This is a genomic window from Amycolatopsis pittospori (assembly GCF_013870525.1).
Taxonomy (GTDB): domain Bacteria; phylum Actinomycetota; class Actinomycetes; order Mycobacteriales; family Pseudonocardiaceae; genus Amycolatopsis; species Amycolatopsis pittospori.
The window spans coordinates 1-18,711 of sequence record NZ_JACBXD010000055.1 but is presented as its reverse complement, the minus strand read 5'-3'; the positions used below and the strand labels follow the sequence as shown (position 1 = coordinate 18,711).

The window sequence follows — 18,711 nt, the reverse complement described above, 5'->3', positions numbered from 1 at the left end:
TGCTCAGTTCGTGGACTGCGCGGTGAGGATCCCGTCGACCTCGACGGCCCGGGAGACCTCGGCGTCGACGTCGGAAGCGACGGTCTCCAGGAGTTCCGCGGTGAGGTCCGAGAGCGCTCGCGCCACCGCGAGGTACGAACCGACCTGGGAGATCGAACTCTCTCTGAGCCCGATGTGCGCCATCCCGACACCGACGAACTCACCCCCGTCATCGAGACGGAGCAACGCTTCCGCGCGTACCCGGTACGGCCCATGCTGCAAGGCGACGTCAATGGTCCATTTGCCGGTGTCGTCAGTCATCTTCGGCTCCGTTCCGGTCATCGAGGCTTTCATCGGCGTCCGCCGCGGCACAGGGTCCTAAGTCCTCGTTCGTCCCGTTCGGGGGCGAAAGTCCTCGGGATTCGTGACCGGCGGCCGCTGCGGTCGCCGGATACCCCGGAGGAGGGTGGATCAACCCCCTTCCCACGGGAGTCCGCGATGAAGGTCCCGTTACCCACCTACGTCGATCAAGCGGTGGCGGCCGCCGTGCGTGCCCCGTCCCCGCTCAACACGCAGCCCTGGCGGTTCGTCGTCGACCGGGACCGGATCGAGGTGTGGCTCGACCGCGCGAGGGTGCTGCGCATCGCCGACCCGGACGCGCGGGAAGCACGGCTGTCCTGCGGCGCCGCCGTGTTCAACCTGATCGTTTCCCTGCGCTCCAACGGGAAGACGTTGTCCCTGCGGGTGCTGCCGTCGCGGGAGGAGCCCGCGTTGCTCGCCGACATCCGGATCGGCGGTGACCGGTTCTCCTCGCCGGTGGAACGGAATCTGGCGCAAGCCGTCTTCCGCCGTCACACGAACCGCCGGACCTTCCTGAGCAGACCGGTCCCACCCGGACCGCGGACGACGTTACGTGCGGCCGCGCTGGTGGAAGGCGGCCTGCTGGAACTGTTCGGCCGCGGTGACCGGTCGAACGCGATCGAGCGTGTACTGCACCGGGCCGAAGCCGCGCAGTCACGCAACGGCGCCTTCCAGGCCGAGATCGCCCTGTGGACCCGGCGGGAGCCGCACGCACCGGACGGGATCTTCGGACAGGGCAGGGCCGAAGGCGGTGAGCCGGTGCTGGGCGCCGTCCTCACCGCCGACGGCGGGCCGTCGGCGGAACTGCGGGCGGGGATGGCGCTGCAGCGGGTCCTGCTGACCGCGACGGGGGCGGGGCTCGCGACCGCGTTCGTCGGGAGACCCTTCGAAACGCCGGAGACGCGCGGCGCGATGGACCGGATCTTCGCCGACCTCGGCCGTCCGCACACGCTGCTGCGGCTGGGCTACGGCCGTCCGATGCCGATGACCGCACGCCGTCCGATCGAGGAGGTGCTGGTCCGGCGGTCCGGGGCACTGCTCTGACGTCCGGGTCATCTCGTCGACACCAGGGTTTCCGGTCGCCGCCACACACCGGTCATCCGGGACGGATTCAGTCTCCGTATGAAGATCATGCGGAAATCCTTCGTGGCGGTGCTCATCGCCGGTCTTTCGGTCGCGGCGTCCGCGCCGGTGGCGGCGGTGGCGGACGCGAGTGCACGCGATCGCGGATCGATCGTCATCACCGAACAGGCGTCCAAGCGGATCCTGGTGCTGCCCGCCGACCGCGCGTCCTGGCAGAACCGGAAGATCAGCTGGGCGTGGGCGCCGAACGCCGCCAACGGGCTGGCGGACCTGGCCGGATCGTGGAGCAACCCGAGCGACGCGAAGCTCGCCGAGCGGGGCGGCGAGAAGTTCCTGCTCACGTCGGCGTCCGGTGGTTTCGCGGCCGTCGTGCCCTACCCGGCCGGAGACCGGGCCTACTGGGCGGCCAACGTAGGCGGGCCGGCCAACCCGCACAGCATCGAACTGCTGCCCGACGGGAATGTCGCGGTCGCGGCCAGCACCGGCGGCTGGATCCGGATCTACACCGCTTCGCAGGGGCAGCGCTCGACCTCTTACGCCGAGTATCCGCTGGTGGGGGCGCACGGCGTGGTGTGGGACGCCGGCCGGAACCTGCTGTGGGCCTTGGGCACCGACGCGCTGGTGGCGCTGACCATCGGCGGGACGCCCGCCGCGCCGGTGCTCACCGAACAGCGGTCCGTGCCTCTGCCGAGCAAGGGCGGCCACGACCTCCAGCCGGTTCCGCACCGGCCCGACCTGCTGTGGGTGACCACGGAGTCGGCCGTGTACCAGTTCGGGAAGACGAGCGAGACGTTCAGCCGGCGCTACGCGGGAGCGCGGGAGATCGACCGGCCGGACGTGAAGAGCGTGACGACCAATCCCCGCACCGGGCAGATCCTGACGGCCTCGGTGCAGGAGGGGCATCTGTGCACCTGGTGCACGGACGCCGTCCAACTGGCCTTTCCACGCGCCGAGCTGGCGCTGCACGGCGCGTGGATTTACAAGGCCCGCTGGTTTTGACGGTTGAACCTGTACTTCCGTGTCGGTACCGGCCGTTCGGGGGGCTGCCCGGCCGGTACCGACACACCAGAGAAGAGGGGATGCTGTCGCAACAATGACGGCTGGCCGCGTCTTTCACCTGACCGAGTGAATTAGGCGGTTCGGCCCGTGTCCTTGACCCATTCGGGGTATAAGCCTCACCCGAGGAAGGCCTGGAGTTCGTCGATGACCGTCTGTGGCTGTTCCTCGGCGACAAAATGGCCGGAACCGGAGACCTTCCGCACCCGGACGTCCACCGCCTTGGTCGGCAGGACGGCCGTGAAGTAGTCGTAGTTCATCTCCGACGCCAGGCCCAGCATCGGCGCGGAGATCTTCGCGTACGCCTTCTGGTCCTCGATGTCCTGGCCGAACGCCTGGTACCAGCCGTTCCCGGCGCGGATCGCGTCCGGACGGTCGTAAGCGGCGGCGTAGATCGCCCGGTCCCGGCCGCCGATCGAGGCCGGATCGGCCAGCAGATGGTCGAACATCCAGTCCACGAGGAACCTCGACCGTCCGGCCAGCAACTGTTCGGGCAGCGTCGCGACCTGGTTGAAGGCGAACCACCAGACGTTGAACGGCTGTCCGGGCGGGGCCAGCATCGGGATCTGGTACAGGCTCTCGTCGGGGTGCGAGACGTCCATGAGCGTGAGGGTCTTCGTCGCATCCGGATGGTTGGCGGCGAAGCTGAACGCGACCATCGCGCCGATGTCGTGCCCGGCGATATGCGCCCGCTGGTAGCCGAGCGAGCGGACGAGTTCGAAGATGTCGCGGGCCATCGTCTTCTTGTCGTACCCGCCCTGCGGCTTGCCCGAGCCGCCCATACCGCGCAGGTCGACGGCGATCACGCGGTACCGCTTCGCCAGGGTGGGCATGATTCTGCGGTACTGCCACCAGGTCTCCGGCCAGCCCGGCAGCAGGATGAGCGGTTCACCCCGGCCGCCGGCGACGTAATGCAGACGTACGCCGTTGACCTGGGCGTACGCGCTGCGGAACCCGCCGGGCAGGGAACGGGCGAGTTCCGCGTCGCCGGGCGCGTTCGGCTGTCCCGCGGCGGCGGTGCCGGTCGAGGCCACCAGCGCGGCCGCGGCCCCCGCACCGAGGGTGAGCATGGATCGGCGGTTGAGGAAGGAGCGGCTGTCGTCGGTCATACCTTGATCCTGGACCCTGCGGCGGCTCGACCGTGAGCGGTGATTTCGCCAACCGGCGTCGGTTTCAGGACAGCATGAGTTCGGGGACGGTCGGCCTCGGCCCGAACGTCTCGCGGTAGGCGACCGGGGTGACACCGACCTGCCGACGGAAATGCGGCCGGAGCGCGGCGGACGAGGAGAACCCGCAGTACCGGGCGATCTCGTCGACCGGGAGGTCGGTGGATTCGAGCAGCTGCTGCGCCCGGATGACGCGCTGGTGGGTGAGCCACGTACCGGGCGCGGCGCCGGTGATCTCGCGGAACCGGCGGTCGTAGTTGCGCCGGCTCATATGCGCCCGCCTGGCCAGCTCGTCCACCGGGAGCGCGGTGTCGAGCCGGGTGAGCGCCCACGCCATCGTCTCCGAGACCGGGTCGCCGTCGTCGAGTTCGGGCATCGGCGACTCGATGTACTGCGCCTGCCCGCCGGGCCGGTGCGGCGGGACGACCATGCCCTTGGCCAGCCGGTTCGCCACGTCGGCGCCGCACCACGACCGGATCAGATACAGGCCGAGATCCATCCCGGCCGCGCCGCCGCCCGAAGTCAGGACGTCGCCGTCGTCGATGTAGAGGACCGACTCGTCCAGCCGGACCGCCGGGAAACGGCTCGCGAGCAGTGGCGCCATCGCCCAGTGAGTGGTCGCCGGGCGGCCGTCGAGCAGCCCCGCGGAGGCCAGCACGAAGGCGCCACTGCACAACCCCGCCACGCGGGCACCCCGTTCGTGCGCCGTCCGAAGCGCCTCCAACGCGGCCTCGGGCGGATCCTCCATCGGCGATCGCCAGTTCGGGACCAGCACCAGATCCGCGCGCCTGATCGCGTCGAGATCCTCGGGCACCGGGACGGTCAGACCACCACCCCGCAACGCGGCCCCCGGCTCGCCGCCGACGATCTCGATCTCGACGTCGGGAAGCTCCCCGAACTGTGAGGCCATGTCGAACACGCCGAACGCGAACGACATCGCACCGAGTGAAGCCCCGTTGAAGATCACGACGACCAGCCGTTTCATGGCCGGAAGTCTAGAGTCCGATGAGGACGGTAGATTCGTTTTCTTCGAAATGAGCCGTCCGGGGGAAGGAAACATCGATGTCGTATCCACAGGGGCCACACGGTCCTCAAGGGCCGCAGTGTCCACAGGGGCCACAGTGGGGTCAGCCGCATCCGGGGCAGCAGCCTTACCCGCCACAACAGGGCTACCCCCAGCAGTACCCGCCGCAGCAGGGTTATCCGCCGCCCGGGTACGGCGGCTTCCCCGGCCAGCAGCCGCCCCCGAAAAAGGGCAACGGCATGATGATCGGTCTCATCGCCGGCGGTGGCGGGCTCGTGTTGGTCGTCTTCGTGATCCTCGCGTTCGTGGCGCCCGGGTTCCTCCTGAGTGACAGCAAGTCCTCCACGTCGGCGGCGAACGCGACACAGACCCCGCTCAGCCTCGACTGGGGGCCGGTCCTGGCGGGCAAGTTCATGCTCGCGGTCTACGGCGACGAGGACGACAAGGCCGCCGAGTCGGCCTGCGCGGACTCCAAGGACAAGGTCCGGGCCGCGGCGAAGGCATTGGGGCAGAAGAACGCGTCGCTCACGGCGAAAGACCCGAAGCAGGCCAGCCCGGATCTGATCTCGGTGACGATGAGCGGGACGCTGAACTACGAGTCCGAGTTCACCACGACGATGGAGGTCCGGCGGGAAGGCAACGACAAGTACTGCATCGTGTCGGTCGCTCCGCTGCCGTGAGCTATTTCCAGGTGTGCCTTCACAAGATCATCGCCCCCAATGTCGCATTGGAGACGCTCAGTGTCCCCAATGCGACATTGGGGGCATCAGTCATTTGACCTACCGCAGTCCGGTGGGCGCGCCGAAGGGCCCGTCGCCGGTTCGGTGGCGGGCTCCTGACGGTCAGGCGGTGGCGTGGTGGAGGGTGTTGCGCCGGGGTAGTCGGAGCGGGTCCCGATACTGAGGCGGAATGAACTCGGGTAGCCCGTCAGCGGCCATGCGGACTTCCCATTCGCCGTGGTGGATCAGGCGGTGGTGGAAGGAGCACAGCAGGACGAGGTTGCGCAGGTCGGTCAGGCCGCCGTCTGCCCAGTGATGGATGTGGTGTGCGTGACAGCCTTTCGGCCGCCGGTGACACCCCGGGAAGGCGCAGCCGCCGTCGCGGATGTTCAGGGCACGTCGTTGGCCGGGGGTGACGAAGCGTCTGAGCCGTCCTACATCGAGTGGTTCTCCGGCGGCGTTGAGGACGACGGGCAGCATGAGGCAGTCGCAGGCGGCCATGCGGGCGTCGCGGGCGGTCATCTCCCCGACGAAATCGAGGCACGCGGTCCCAAGCCCGGTTTTGAGCTCCTCGAGACCGACGGTGACGTGCACCAGAGTCCGGTAGCCGTTGGTGCCAGGCTGGTCGGGGGCGGCGATGGCCAGATCGAGGAGGTCGGCGAAGGCATCGCCTTGGCGTTCCGCTTTGCTTCGGAAGTCGGCTTGGCCGAACTCGTCGACCGGGCGGGGTTTGGAGTAGGCCTCGATGAACGCTGCTGTGCGGGCGCCGAGTTCGTCGTCCAACAGGCCTTTGAGGTTCCAGAAGCCGTCTTTGCGGCGCTCCACAGTGAGTTCGCGGCGGGGCTGGGTGGGTTCGGGATCTTTGGGTTCTTTGCCGTCGGGGTCGAGCCATGCCAGCATCTGCTTCGCGCATTTCGCGATCTCCGAGGGCCCGGCGTCCCGGCCGAGGTTCGCGAGCTGGTTCTCCGCACACGCCCGATCCTCGGGTGAGGTCTCGGCAGGGATCTGCTGCAGTGCCTTCAGAATCTGATCGATCCGCTCGTCACCGACCAGGCCCTCGGCGGCAACGGCGGCGGTGGCAGGCGCGAATGGTGGGACTTCGGTGCCATCAAGAGTGCGGGTGGGGTTCAGCGCGATCGCACGCTGCACCACATCCCCCGCCTCGCCACGGGTGAGACCGGCGAGATCGGCGAACCACGCCTCGGTAGTCCCGTAGCCGTACAAGTCTTTCGCGCCCCGAGACTCGATCTCCGCCAAGAATCGCCCCAGTCCGGCGGCGGCGATCCGCATCACTTGCAGGAAGTGTCGCGCCCCATGGGCAAGCTCCAGCTTCCCGGCACGCCACAACTCCTGCGGCAGCTCGGGAAGAACGGGAACCTCGGTCTCGGACACCCCACAATAATACCCGAAACCTGTCGAACATGCGTTCGTAATTTTACGCAACCGGGAAATGGTGCGAATAACACTGGAGGGTGATTTCGATACGGTCGGCCGACCACGGAGGGCGGCGTCCGCGGGCGGGTGACAGTCCACATAGGACTACTGGTCGATGGGCCAGGTATCGTCCCGCAGCAACCGCTTCAGCACCTTCCCGGTGGCGTTCCGCGGCAGCTCCTCCACGAAGTACACATCCCGCGGCACCGCGAATCGGGCCAGGCGCCGGTGGATGTAGGCGCGGACGTCTTCCGCGTTCATCCGGGCTCCGCGTTTCGGGACGATGTAGGCCGCGAACCGTTGTCCGAACTCGCGATCCGGGACGCCGATGACGGCTGCTTCGTGGACGCCGGGCAGGGCCGCGATGGCCTCTTCGACCGGGCGAGGGGACACGTTCTCCCCGCCGGAGACGATCATCTCGTCCGCCCGGCCGGTGACGAAGAGGCGTCCGGAGGCGTCCTGGTAGCCGACGTCGCCGGTCGCCATCAGTTCTTCGGCCCGTGGCACGCTGGCGCCGTCGGTGTAGCCCTCGAACAGCATGTCGTTGCCGACGAAGATCTGTCCCTCCCAGCCGGGCGGGACGCGGTTGTGGTCGTCGTCGAGGATGGCGACGCGGGTGCCGGGCGGGCACCGACCGGCGGTGGTGGGGGCGGCGCGGAGGTCTTCGGGCGTGGCGATGCTCGCCCACGAAACCTCTGTCGAGCCGTAGAAGTTGTAGAGGACGTCGCCGAAGGTGTCCATGAATTCGGTGACGATCGTGCCGGGCATCGCCGATCCGCTGCTGGCCACGATCCGCAGTGACGACAGGTCGTACCGGGTGCGGACCCGCTCGGGGAGGTCGAGGATGCGCTGCAACATGATCGGGACGGCGAACAGTACGCCGCACCGGTGTTCGGCGATCGTCCTGAGGATCTCTTCCGCGTCGAACCGGCGGATCAGCGACAGCGACGCGCGCACGGCCATGCCGATCTGCATCCCGGCGAGGCCCCAGCTGTGGAAGAGGGGCGCGGCCACCACGAACCGGTCGCCGGAGTGGAGCGGGATGCGGTCCAGCATCGCGGCCGAGGTCGCGAGTCCCTTCGGCGTCGGACGTCGCGCGCCCTTGGGGGTTCCGGTGGTCCCGGACGTCAGCACGACGAGTCTGCCGATCCGGTCCACCGGTTTGAGTTTGGTGGTCGGGATCCCGGCGATCAGCTGATCGATCGTCGGATAGCCGTCTTCGCTCTCCGGCCAGGTGCTGAAGCGCATGAAGTCGCCGGGGATGTCGGCGATGATGCGGGTGAACTCGTCGTCGGCGAACACCGCGACCGGCTTGTGCAGGGCGACGACGTTCGCGACCGCGCCCGCGGAGAGCCCGGTGTTGAGCAGGATCGCGTCGACACCGAGTTTGCTGCAGGCGATCAGCGTTTCGACCATCGCCGCGTGGTTGCGGCACAGCAGGGCGATCCGGTCGCGGGACTTGACTCCGCGCTGCGCCAGCGCGTTCGCGAGCTGGTTGCTGCGGTCCGACGCCTGCTTGAACGTCCGGACGTTGCGTTCGTCGTGCAGCGCGACTTCTTCGGGCACACGGGCGGCGTTGGCCGAATAGCCGCCGGCGACGGTGGCGCCCCACTGTGACAGCGAGGTGAGCTGCCGGGCGATCTTGTCCGGTCGCGCGGCCGCGAGCACGCCGGCCTTGATCAGCGTGCTCGCCGTGTGCAGCGTGGTGGCCTTGGTGTGCGCGGGCTCCTCCTGCGGTGGCGCCGCCCGGCCCGAAAGGTGCAGGTCGATCCGCCGGGTCACCGCGCGCACGGAACGTTTGAACGAAGCGGCGGACACCAGATGCGAATGCTGCGCGGGAAGCATCAACTGCGCGACGAGTTCCGTCCCGTTGTCGGGACCCGGGCGCAGCTCGATGGACACCCAGTTGCCGTCGTCCTCGACACCGCACCAGACGACGTGCTCACCGGGCCGCCAGACCCGGGCTTCGATCTCGCCGACGACGAGTTTGCCCGCCCGCGGTTCCAGACGGATCAGGCACTTCGGACCGCGGCCGCGTTCGGCCGGTCGATTGACCTCGCACCAGCTGATCTCCGCGACGAACCTCGAGTAGGACTCGGGATCGCCGATCACTTCCCAAACCTGGCCGGGGGAGTGCCCGAGAATCGAGCTCGCCTGGACCACATCGTCTCGCATGCGATTCGCCTCACCACGCGCGTTCGGGTGTCGACCGGGCCGCTGCCGGCGCCTCCTCCATCGTTCAAGTCCGGCGAACCTACCAGCAATCGGCCGAACGCAATACTCCGAACGACGCCGGGTTCGTGCCCGCCCAAGGGAACCGTCCTCGAAATGGTAGGCGCTCCCGGCCCGGGAAGCGGCCCGCCGACAGGGTTGATCGCGACGTCCGATTCACGCCAGCCTCCGTCACGCTGTGCGGCGAAGCTGACGAACGTGACAGTTACTACGTCAGCGGCCGAGACCGCGCACACCCGTATTGAGCCCGGCATCCTCTACTTCGGCACCCCCGTGGTGCTGCTCTCGACGGTCGACCAGGCGGGCTCCCCGAACCTGGCTCCGATGTCGTCGGCGTTCTGGCTCGGCTGGCGGGGCATGCTCGGACTGGGCGCGAAATCCAAGACCGCGCAGAATCTCATGCGTACCCGTGAATGTGTTCTGAATCTCCCTTCCGACGATCTGGCGGCCGCCGTCGACAGGCTCGCCCTGACCACCGGATCGGACCCCGTCCCGGCTCGCAAGTACGAGCGCGGCTACCGGCACGAGGCCGACAAGTTCGGCCGCGCCGGGCTCACCCCGGTCGATTCGGAGACGGTCTCGCCGCCGCGTGTGGCGGAATGCCCGGTGACGATGGAGGCCGTCGTCGAGGCCGTCCACCGGCTCGCCGAGGACGACGAAGCCCAGCGTGGCGGCGTGCTCGTGTTCGAGGTCCGCGTGCAGCGCGTCCACGTCCACGACTCCGTGCGGATGCCGGGTACCGAAGACCGGATCGACCCGGACCGGTGGCGGCCGCTGATCATGAGCTTCCAGAAGCTCTACGGCCTCGGTCCGCAGGTCCACCCCTCGACGCTGGCGCGGATCCCCGAACGGCTCTACCGGGGGCCCGACATCGAGCGCTCCCGCACTCAGTCGTCGCGGGCGAACGAGAATCGGTTCACCAGCGGCAACCAGCGCTGATAGGACGCGGCCAGTTCCGGCCACGATCCACCGGACAGGCCGCGTTCCAGCTTGGGCCGCAGTTCGTGGTCGTTGAGGGACGAGATGATCTCGAAGGCGCTGTCCTCGGGATCCGTCCCCGCGATCGAGGCGAAGAACCGGGCGATGGCTTCGGGATGGCCGACGAGTACCGAGAGCAGTACCAGCACGGCACGGAAGGGCGCCTCGCGCGTTCCGTCGGCGAGGAACTCGGCCAGTTCTTCGCCGGCGAAACGCGCCCGCAGCAAGCGGTACAGGTTCAGCAGCCGTTTCGCGGACCGCGGCGAGCGGGCGAGAGGGGCCAGGGTGGCGAGGAATTCCAGCTCCGCCGCGGAGATCACCAGCCGAGGAGGTCGAAGGTCTATTGTGGACGATTCGGACGACGGTTCCGGTGCTGCCGCGTGAGGCAGAGCCGATTCGAACGCCGCCGGGGGAGCGGCGGTGGCGGTCTCGGCCTGCCGATCGGGGGTGGTCGCCGGGATGGCTTCCAGGCCCTCCGTGGCGGCGAGCCCGCGGACGAGCCCCGCGAAACCTGGTTCGTCCATGAGGGACAACCGGAACGGGACCTGGAAGATCTTCTCCAGGTAGTGCTCGGCGAACACCTCCGGTTCGTCGCCGAGCATCTCCTCGTAGTGTTGTTCGACGGCCTTCTTCAGCCATCGGGAGTCGACGCCCACGACGGCGACGAACACCGGAAGCGCCAGCAGGAGATGAATCGCTTCGAGGACCTGGACCACGACCTTGGGCGGGCAGCGATCGAGGTCGTCGATGTAGAGCACGGTCCGTTCGATCTTGCCGTGCCCGTGCGGCACTTCGGCGAGCATGGTCGCGAACGTTTCGAGATCCTTGCGCAGCAACGAGACCACGCCGAGATGCTCGACGTAGTCCGAGACCCGCGACTCGGCGAACGACACGAGGTCCAGCCCGGGCGCGAGCTCCGCGACGGCCTTCTCCAGCCGTTCGGTCTCCGCGTCCAGATCGGCCAGGCGCCGCTCGGTCTCGGCGTCCTCTTCGGACGGGCCGCCGAGTTTGTCGAGCGCGTCGTGGATGCGGCCCGCGCTGGCCCGCATCCGCAGGACGACGGTCAGCGCGGAACTCACCAGGGTGAGCCCGCCGAGTACACCGGAGATCTGGGACCGGCCGACGAGCAGCGTGACGACCAGGACCGTCACCAGCCCGCCGATCAAGATCAGCAGCGGTACCGGATCCTGGCGCAGCCGTCGCCAGAATTCGGCGACGTCCGAGTGCAGGCCGCCGGTTTCCTGCGCGAGGCGTTCGAGATCCTCGGCCGTCGGTTGGTCGACGCCGAGGCGCGAGGCGATCCACGCCTTGTCGGCTTCGGTGAGACCGTCGAAGACAGCACGCACGTACTCGCGCGGCTTGCGACGGCGGCGTTTCGCCTGTTTCTGTTGTTTGGTCAGGGTTCGGCGTTCGAGGCGGACGGTGCTGAGCCTGCCGAGAAGGGTCTGCTCCGTCTTGCGGCGTTCCGCGAGCGCGTCGGCCTGGCGCTGGAGGTCGTTCTCGGCGCCGCTCGCGGCGAGGTTGTCGAAGATGTGGGTGGCGAGGCTGGCGAGAAGGTTCGCCTCGCTGTAGTGCCAGGCGTTGAAACTGATCTGGCGGACGCTCGAACAGTAGGAGGAGACGGACTTCCCGTGCGCCCCGGCGGCGGATTCGGCTTCCCGCGCGGAATCGGCGAGTTCGCGGACGCGTGATTGCATCTGGCGCATGAAGAAGCTCTTCCCCGATCCCCAGCTGCCGAACAGGCCGATCGACAGGGGAGGGGTGATCATCCGCGAGACCACCAGGTCGGCGAGCATGCGGACGTCGGGGCCGATGCCGAGCTCGTCGACGCCGTCGTCGGTGTCGGGCCGGTAATCGGCGAGGTGGGCGGAGAAGGGATCAGGTTCCGGTTCGATGCTCTCGGGGCGAGTGTGCCCGCCTCCGGTGATCGTGGTCAGCAGGGCCGCCGCCCCGTCCCTGGTGAACTCGCTTACCTGGAACCAGGTCTTGGCATAGGGGACAAGGAATTCGGGGATGTACTCCCGCGATTGTCCAGGTAACACGACCGGCAAGATCCGCTGGGTGTCCGAGCGGCGCAAGAGCACCTCGTTCACTCGCGGCAGGGCTAAGAGGTCCCGGCTGTCGGCAAGACGCCTGTACTCGGGCGAGACGACGACCAGGAGGAAGTCGGCCTTGTCGATCTGCTCGTTCGCCCACGCCGCCCAGTCGCGCCGGGTGGTCTCCAGCCACTGGTCCAGAACGACGTCGAGCCCGATTTCGGAGGCGAGGAAGGTGGCGAACCGTCGAACGGTCTCGGTATGCCCGGACGAGTCGTGCGAGTAGGAGATGAATACCCGAGCAGGACTGTGGGCGACCATCCGTGTTCCCTCCCCAAGGACGAACGGAAGGGACAGTCTAGTGGGCCGGCGTCAGCCGTTGATGCCGGTGAGGGCGAAGAACTCCTGGCGCGAGCGGGCGTCTTCGCGCAGTGTGCCGAGCAGGGTGGAGGTGACGGTGCTCGAACCGGCCGCCTGGACGCCGCGCAGGGTCATGCACGAGTGCTCGGCCTCGATCACCACGCCGACTCCGCGCGGTTCGAGTTGCTCGTCGAGCCAGTCGGCGACCTGTTTCGTGAGCCGCTCCTGAACCTGCGGACGGCAGGCGAAGTGCTCGACGATCCTGGCCAGCTTGGACAGGCCGAGGATTCGTTCGCCGGGCAGGTAGCCGACGTGCGCCACGCCGACGAACGGCAGCAGGTGGTGTTCGCAGACGGACCGGACCGGGATTCCCCTGGCGAGGACGAGTTCGTCGTAACCCTCGTCGTTGGGGAAGGTCGTGAGGTCGAAGGCGCGCGGGGTGAACAGCTCGGCGTACGCGCGTGCCATCCGGCCCGGGGTGCCGCGCAGGCTCTCGGAGTCCAGCGAGATGCCCAGCGCGGTGAGGAGATCCGCGGCCGCGGCTTCGGCGGCTTCGAGGTCCGGCCCAGGCCCGCTTTCGGGGACGACGCGCAAGGCGGGAGTGGACATACGGCCTCCTAGGATGAACGCGATCCCCACAGCTATTGGACTAAGATTCTTGGGCGTTTTACCGCCTGCCGGTTCAGCGTACATGGTAGATCCGCAGTTCAGGACGTTCCGCCAGCTGGGATAGGCGATATCGTGGCGTACGTGACAGTGTCCGAGCCGGACGGCCTCGACGCCCCTTCCATCGCCGCGGTGGCGGCACTCGACGACGACCTCCGCCGCGGCATGTACGCCTATGCCCGGCGCGCGCGGCGTCCGGTGACGCGGGACGAGGCGGCGGCCGCGGTGGGGATCTCCCGCAAGCTCGCGGCGTTCCACCTGGACAAGCTGGTGGCGGCAGGCTTGCTCAGATTCGGTTTCGCCGCCGGCCCGGTGCGGAGAGTGGGGCGCAAACCGAAGGTCTACGAACCCGTCGCCGAGGCCATCCAGGTCCAGCTTCCCGTGCGGCGACACGAGATCCTGGCCGGCATCCTCGCCGAAGCGGTGCTCGCCGAAGGAACCGGGGAGACCGCGCGGGACGCGGTGCTGCGGGTTGCGGGGGAGCGCGGTGTCGCCGCGGGAGCGGAGGAACGGGCGAGGTCACGGCCCGGGAGGCTCGGCGTGGAACGCGCGCTCACCGTCGCCGAAGGGATGCTCGGCCGCTACGGCTTCGAGCCCAGCCGGGAGACCGGGACCTGCGTCCGGCTCCGGAACTGCCCGTTCCATCCGCTGGCCGCCGAGGCGCCGGAGCTGGTCTGCCGGATCAACCACGCCTTCCTGGCCGGTTTGCTGACCGGCCTGCGCGCCGGGAACGTGGAAGCGGTCCTCGCTCCCGGCGCGGCGGAGTGCTGTGTGGAGCTGGGGCAGGCCAGGTGAGGCCGGGTCAGGGCCTGCCCGGCCAGCTCGGGTGACCTGGCGGTTCGGCGAGGTCTTCGAGGTAGGTGATCTCGCTGAAATCGTCGTCCGAGACGGCCGCTCGTCGTGGACGTGGCGGCGGTGCCGGCTCGGGCTCGCCGCCGGACGCGAGTTCGGTCTGGACGGCGATGAGCGTCGGCCAGAGGGTCTCCTTGGCTTTGGGCGCGAACAACGCGAGCGCGAGCGGATGCTCGCAGCTTCCCGCAGCGACGTCTTCCCAGGTGAACTTGCCGTCGCGAACGGCGTCGGCGGCACGCGCCAGCCGTGGCGGCACTTCCGGCAGCGAAGCGGCCTTTTGGAACACTTCCGCCGTGAAGGTGGGTTCGAGCGCCATGAGACCTCCTTGCGGAAAGTCTAAAGGGATCACTACCAGGGCACGACCTCACGCCACTCTCGACACCCTGGTCGGCGGACTCCTCAAACCCCGCGTGGGCTAAGCGGTTTCCGATACTCCTTCTGGAGCGACGCCGGTCACGGATGCCGTCGTGCGCTCACGGCGCGAGACGTCGAGCCGGAAGCCCTCCGGCTTCAGCGTGAGCAGTTCCTGCACCTTCAGCCGGTAGGCGGGGTCGCCACGCAGGTCGTAGCGGCTCAGCAGCATGCCGAGCACGAGCGTCGCCTCGTGCAGGGCGAACTGCCGCCCGATACAGGCCCGTTCCCCGGTGCCGAACGGCTTGTAGACGTGGCCGGGCCGGGCGCGGTTGCGGTCCGGGGCGAACCGGTCGGGATCGAACGACTCGGGGTCGTCTCCCCAGACGGGATCGCGGTGCAGCGCCGGGATGAGGACGAGCGCCCACTGTCCCTTCTTCATCGGGTAGGTGCCACCGACGACGGTGTCCACCTGCGCCTGGCGGGCGAACGCGGGCGCCGTCGGCCAGAGCCGCAGCGCCTCGTCTAATACGCGCCGGACGTAGCGGAGCTTGGCGACCTCTTCGTAGGACGGATCCGGGTTCTCACCCCAGACCTTGTCCACTTCGGACTGTGCGCGGGCGAGGACGTCCGGATTCCTCGCCAGGTAATACAGCGCGAACGACAGCGCGCCCGACGTCGTCTCGTGCCCGGCGACGAGGAAGGTGATGATCTGGTTCCGGATGTTGACCTCGTCCAGCGCCTCGCCGGTGCTCGGCTGCGTGGTGTTCAGCATGAGCCCGAGCAGGTCGTCGGTGCTCGTGTCGTTGCGGCGGGCCTCGACGACCTCGTCGACGACGGAGCGAAGGAAGGCGAGATCGGCTTCGTTGCGCTGGTTCGCCTTCCTGCTGAGGAGCGGGCCGATCACCGGTGGCTGGATCGCCGTCCGCTGCGCGTGCCGCAGCGTCCGGACCATCGCGGCGACGAACGGATGCGGCTCGGTCCGCTCGAACGACGAGAAGCTGTAGCCGAATCCGGTCCGCCCGATGGTCTCCAAGGTCAGTTTGGTCATGTCGTCCGTGACGTCGACCCGGCCGCCGCGGTCCCACGCGTCGAGCAGTTCACGGGTGATCGCCAGCATCGTCGGGTGGTAGCGCTGCATGGCGTTGCGGCTGAAGGCGGGGGCGAGGATCTCGTGCGCGCGGCGCCAGTTCGGCTCCTCGTTGTGCGCGGTGAACAGTCCGTCGCCGCCGAGTGGGCGCAGGTTCGAGATCGCCGGCGTGACGTGCTTCGCGAAGCGCTTCTCGTCGGAGAGGTCGGCGACCATGTCCGCGCCGTGGACGAAGACGATCCCGCGGCCGAACACCTTGCGCTCGAAGAGGGGGCCGAGTTCGGCGGCGTGCCGCATCGAGTCCTGTACCGGGGTCTTCGGTGATACGCCGAGTACGTCGCCGATCAGCGGGATCCGGCGCGGGGGGTGGGGGAGTGCGGTGGCCATCGGGCCCCTCCAGGTGAGCGCTGTTGAATCGGCATCCAATAGCGAGGGTGGCCCGTTACTGAACTCGTGTCAAGTAAGTACGATGACCGGATGGCGCCGAGTGCTACCGGAAGGCCCCGCAGCAGGCTGAGCACCGCCGAGCGGCGGGAACAGCTGCTGCGGATCGGTGCCCGCCTGTTCGCGGAACGGCCGTACGACGACGTGTGGATCGAGCAGGTCGCGGACATCGCGGAGGTGTCCCGGGGGCTGCTGTACCACTACTTCCCGACGAAACGGGACTTCGTCACCGAGGTCATCAAGGCCGAGGGCGAGCGGCTGCTCGACATGACCAGGACCGATCCCACGCTGCCGGTCGCGGAGCAGTTGATGGCTGGTCTCGACGCGTACCTCCGCTACGTCGAGGCGAACGAGGACGGCTACCGGGCGCTGCACGCGGGCACGGCGATCGCGGTCGACGACGTCCGGGACGTCCTGGACAACAACTTCGCCGAACAGGGCCGCAGGATCCTCGATGTCCTCTGCCCGGACGGAGATCCGCCGGAGACGCTGCGGGTGACCGTCCGCGGCTGGCTGGCCTTCGTCGTCGCGGTCTGCCTCGACTGGCTCAAGTACCGCAGGCTGAGCAGGGACCAGACCCGCGACCTGTGCGCCAAGGCGCTGCTCGACATCGTGGCCGCGTCACCGGACGTCGACATCGAACTGTAGGCGTCAGCGCACCCGCGCGGTCCGCGTCAGCATGATCTCGGCGCGTTCCCCGATCAGCCTCATCCGTGCGAGCCGTTCGGCGTCGTCGTTGTGCGCCGCCGATCGGGTGACCTGCCCGGGCCACTTCCGGTAGAACATCCCGCAGGTGGCCAGGAAGTAGCCGTCGGAGGAGGCGTTCGCGGCGAGGACCAGGCCGGTGTCCTCCGACGCGGGCAGCGCCATCCAGCCGCCGAGGTCCAGCAGCAGTTCGCGGCGGATGCACAACGTTCCGGCCACCACGGAGGACACGTGATCGTTCCGTTGCCAGTGCCGCAGGATCGCGCCGCGTTCGATGGGGCCCTCGTCGGGGTCGCCGGCGAAGCCGAGAGTGGTCCCGTCCGGGAGGAGATCGAGGACCCGGCACGTGGTCCAGCCGATCGCGGGGTCCGCGAGCGCCGCGATGTCCCGCGCGAGCGCGCCCGGCGCGAGGAGGTCGTCGGCGTCCAGTGCCTTGATCAGTTCCCCGGAGGCACGGGACATCGCCATCATCCGTGCGACGCCGGGTCCGCCACGGCGGCCCGAGCCCGGCAGCACTCGGGCGTCGGCGGGGAGGACGCCGTCGAGCAGGCCGGTCTCGCCGTCCTCCTGTACCAGCCATTCCCACGTCCAGCCCGCCGGGAGTTCTTGCGCGGCCAGGGATTCGTAAGCCTCGGTCAGATACGGCAGGCTCGGCGGGTGGACCGGGGTGATCACGCTCAGGACGGGCACGACGGTAACTTACCCGCATCGCTTTCTTCGTGGGGAATCACTACTTCCGGATCGGCCGGAAATGGTGACGGCAAGGGCCGTAGGTCCCTTTCCGGCGAAACCTATCGTGCCTGCTCAGCCTCGTTCCGTCACATGGGGACGCGGGGCGGCCAATAGGGGCGATGCAGGGGTACCGGCGTCCGGAACCCCGTTGTTAGCGTCGTTTTCCGTAATAGGGGAGTTCTCTTTTCGGCACGGGGCGAGGGCGAGGGAGTCCGGGGTGGATCTCGAACGAAGACGGGTGACGGGGGAACCGGTGGTGCGTGTCGAAATCGACACACTGTCGGCGGGAGAATCACCGAGATCGGGGGGAGAAAGCGAAGAACACATCGAAGTGCTGGCCGGCGCGAGGGAGGAACTGCCGCCCATTCTCGTGCACCGGACGACCCGCCGGGTCATCGACGGCGCGCACCGGGTGCGGGTGGCGCGGTTGCGCGGGCAACGGACGATCGCCGTCCGATTCTTCGACGGCTCCGAGGCGGACGCGTTCGTGCTCGGCGTCAAGGCGAATATCGCGCACGGGCTGCCGTTGTCGCTTTCGGATCGGAAACGCGCGGCGGAACGCGTTGTCGTTTCGCATCCGCTGTGGTCGGACCGGATGGTCGCGTCGGCGACCGGAATCGCGGCCGGCACCGTCGCGGAGATCCGCAAACGGACCCCGGGGAGCCCGGCACGGGCGAGGATCGGGCAGGACGGGCGGCTCCATCCGGTCGACGGCACCGAGGGAAGACGTGCGGCGAGCGCGCTGATCACCGAGAACCCGGGTCTTTCGCTGCGCCGGATCGCGCAACTGGCGGGGATCTCGCCGGAGACCGCGCGCGACGTCCGCAACCGGTTGAACCGGGGCGAGGACCCGATCCCGCGACAGCGCACCGGCGGACGGCCGCAGCCACGTCCCGCCACCGGGATCGAGGACCACGCCGCCGTGGTGGAGCGGTTGAAGGCCGATCCGGCGCTGCGGTTCAACGAAACCGGACGGAGCCTGCTCACGCTGCTGAACCTCCACACGATCCGGCCGGAGGACTGGGAAACGATCATCGGGCACGTCCCGCCACATGTCAGCCGGATCGTCGCCGGGCTGGCCCGCGACTGCGCCGAACGCTGGAAGGAGTTCGCCGCCAAGGTGGAGGACCAGGTCCCCGCCGCCGGCTGACCGCGGGCGCTCATCGTTCGTCGGCCAAGGCGGGTTCGGCCCACAGCAACGGTTTCAGCTCCGCACGCCGCTGGACGCGGAGCTTGCGGTAGATCCTGGTCAGGTGCTGTTCGACGGTGCTGATCGTGATCACCAGGGTATCCGCGATCTGACGGTTGGTGTGGCCTCGCGCGGCGAGAGCCGCCACCATGCGTTCCGCCTCGGTCAGCCCGGCGGCGGGATCCGGCCCCGGCCATTGACCCGGGACGAGGCCAAACCGGCTCCCGAGTTCCTCTACCCGGGGGACCTCAAGCC

18 protein-coding genes are annotated in these 18,711 nt (G+C 68.7%); 7 read left to right on the top strand and 11 right to left on the bottom strand.

Annotated features, from left to right (window positions below):
- Positions 1–3: 3 nt before the first annotated feature.
- On the bottom strand, positions 4–300 hold the full coding sequence (locus tag H5J31_RS26785; RefSeq protein ID WP_236005403.1) for a dsRBD fold-containing protein: 297 nt from the start codon (positions 298–300) through the stop codon (positions 4–6).
- A gap of 177 nt (positions 301–477) precedes the next feature.
- Here H5J31_RS26785 and H5J31_RS26780 point away from each other — a divergent pair, with 177 nt between their 5' ends.
- Together H5J31_RS26780 and H5J31_RS26775 are read left to right on the top strand one after the other, a co-directional pair.
- Positions 478–1,383 (top strand): nitroreductase family protein, encoded by a 906-nt coding sequence (locus tag H5J31_RS26780; RefSeq protein WP_181775413.1) that lies wholly within the window; start codon positions 478–480, stop codon positions 1,381–1,383.
- A gap of 78 nt (positions 1,384–1,461) precedes the next feature.
- Entirely contained in the window at positions 1,462–2,421 is a 960-nt protein-coding gene (locus tag H5J31_RS26775) for a DUF6528 family protein (protein WP_181775412.1), read from the top strand.
- A gap of 176 nt (positions 2,422–2,597) precedes the next feature.
- Here H5J31_RS26775 and H5J31_RS26770 read toward each other — a convergent pair whose 3' ends face one another.
- Together H5J31_RS26770 and H5J31_RS26765 are read right to left on the bottom strand one after the other, a co-directional pair.
- Positions 2,598–3,587, bottom strand: a complete 990-nt coding sequence (locus H5J31_RS26770; protein ID WP_181775411.1) for an alpha/beta fold hydrolase — start codon at positions 3,585–3,587, stop codon at positions 2,598–2,600.
- A gap of 64 nt (positions 3,588–3,651) precedes the next feature.
- Positions 3,652–4,629 carry a GlxA family transcriptional regulator gene (locus tag H5J31_RS26765; RefSeq protein WP_181775410.1) on the bottom strand — a complete coding sequence of 326 codons (978 nt, stop codon included), beginning with the start codon at positions 4,627–4,629 and terminating at the stop codon, positions 3,652–3,654.
- Positions 4,630–4,706: 77 nt separating this feature from the next.
- Between H5J31_RS26765 and H5J31_RS26760 the strand changes: the two genes are divergently transcribed.
- The gene (locus H5J31_RS26760; protein ID WP_181775409.1) at positions 4,707–5,348 is read left to right on the top strand and encodes a hypothetical protein; all 642 of its coding nucleotides are present in this window, start codon (positions 4,707–4,709) and stop codon (positions 5,346–5,348) included.
- Between the two features lie 162 nt (positions 5,349–5,510).
- Here H5J31_RS26760 and H5J31_RS26755 read toward each other — a convergent pair whose 3' ends face one another.
- On the bottom strand, positions 5,511–6,779 hold the full coding sequence (locus H5J31_RS26755) for an HNH endonuclease signature motif containing protein (protein ID WP_181775408.1): 1,269 nt from the start codon (positions 6,777–6,779) through the stop codon (positions 5,511–5,513).
- A gap of 147 nt (positions 6,780–6,926) precedes the next feature.
- Positions 6,927–8,996, bottom strand: a complete 2,070-nt coding sequence (locus H5J31_RS26750) for an AMP-binding protein (RefSeq protein ID WP_181775407.1) — start codon at positions 8,994–8,996, stop codon at positions 6,927–6,929.
- Between the two features lie 255 nt (positions 8,997–9,251).
- On the opposite strand from H5J31_RS26750, the gene H5J31_RS26745 reads away from it, so the two are divergent.
- Positions 9,252–9,992, top strand: coding sequence for a flavin reductase family protein (locus H5J31_RS26745; RefSeq protein ID WP_407925063.1), 741 nt, complete (start codon positions 9,252–9,254; stop codon positions 9,990–9,992).
- Here H5J31_RS26745 and H5J31_RS26740 read toward each other — a convergent pair.
- Positions 9,941–12,388: a P-loop NTPase fold protein gene (locus H5J31_RS26740; RefSeq protein WP_181775406.1), complete on the bottom strand. Its 2,448-nt coding sequence runs from the start codon at positions 12,386–12,388 to the stop codon at positions 9,941–9,943. The two genes, H5J31_RS26745 and H5J31_RS26740, sit on opposite strands and share 52 nt — an antisense overlap.
- A 51-nt stretch (positions 12,389–12,439) precedes the next feature.
- The gene (gene folE / locus H5J31_RS26735; RefSeq protein WP_181775405.1) at positions 12,440–13,036 is read right to left on the bottom strand and encodes a GTP cyclohydrolase I FolE; all 597 of its coding nucleotides are present in this window, start codon (positions 13,034–13,036) and stop codon (positions 12,440–12,442) included.
- Positions 13,037–13,168: 132 nt separating this feature from the next.
- On the opposite strand from folE, the gene H5J31_RS26730 reads away from it, so the two are divergent.
- Positions 13,169–13,888 (top strand): helix-turn-helix transcriptional regulator, encoded by a 720-nt coding sequence (locus H5J31_RS26730; protein ID WP_328701619.1) that lies wholly within the window; start codon positions 13,169–13,171, stop codon positions 13,886–13,888.
- Positions 13,889–13,895: 7 nt separating this feature from the next.
- Here the strand turns inward: H5J31_RS26730 and H5J31_RS26725 are convergent, their stop codons facing one another.
- Positions 13,896–14,261: a hypothetical protein gene (locus tag H5J31_RS26725; protein ID WP_181775404.1), complete on the bottom strand. Its 366-nt coding sequence runs from the start codon at positions 14,259–14,261 to the stop codon at positions 13,896–13,898.
- 99 nt (positions 14,262–14,360) lie between these two features.
- A complete protein-coding gene (locus H5J31_RS26720) occupies positions 14,361–15,773 on the bottom strand; it encodes a cytochrome P450 (RefSeq protein ID WP_181775403.1) in 1,413 nt (470 codons plus the stop codon).
- A gap of 90 nt (positions 15,774–15,863) precedes the next feature.
- Between H5J31_RS26720 and H5J31_RS26715 the strand changes: the two genes are divergently transcribed.
- Positions 15,864–16,478, top strand: coding sequence for a TetR/AcrR family transcriptional regulator (locus H5J31_RS26715; RefSeq protein WP_181775402.1), 615 nt, complete (start codon positions 15,864–15,866; stop codon positions 16,476–16,478).
- Positions 16,479–16,481: 3 nt separating this feature from the next.
- Here the strand turns inward: H5J31_RS26715 and H5J31_RS26710 are convergent, their stop codons facing one another.
- A complete protein-coding gene (locus H5J31_RS26710; protein WP_181775401.1) occupies positions 16,482–17,225 on the bottom strand; it encodes a glycosyltransferase in 744 nt (247 codons plus the stop codon).
- Between the two features lie 259 nt (positions 17,226–17,484).
- On the opposite strand from H5J31_RS26710, the gene H5J31_RS26705 reads away from it, so the two are divergent.
- Positions 17,485–18,417, top strand: a complete 933-nt coding sequence (locus H5J31_RS26705; protein WP_328701618.1) for a streptomycin biosynthesis protein — start codon at positions 17,485–17,487, stop codon at positions 18,415–18,417.
- 10 nt (positions 18,418–18,427) lie between these two features.
- Here H5J31_RS26705 and H5J31_RS39950 read toward each other — a convergent pair.
- Positions 18,428–18,711: helix-turn-helix domain-containing protein (locus tag H5J31_RS39950; RefSeq protein ID WP_181775399.1), on the bottom strand; the 284-nt coding region annotated here is incomplete at its 5' end.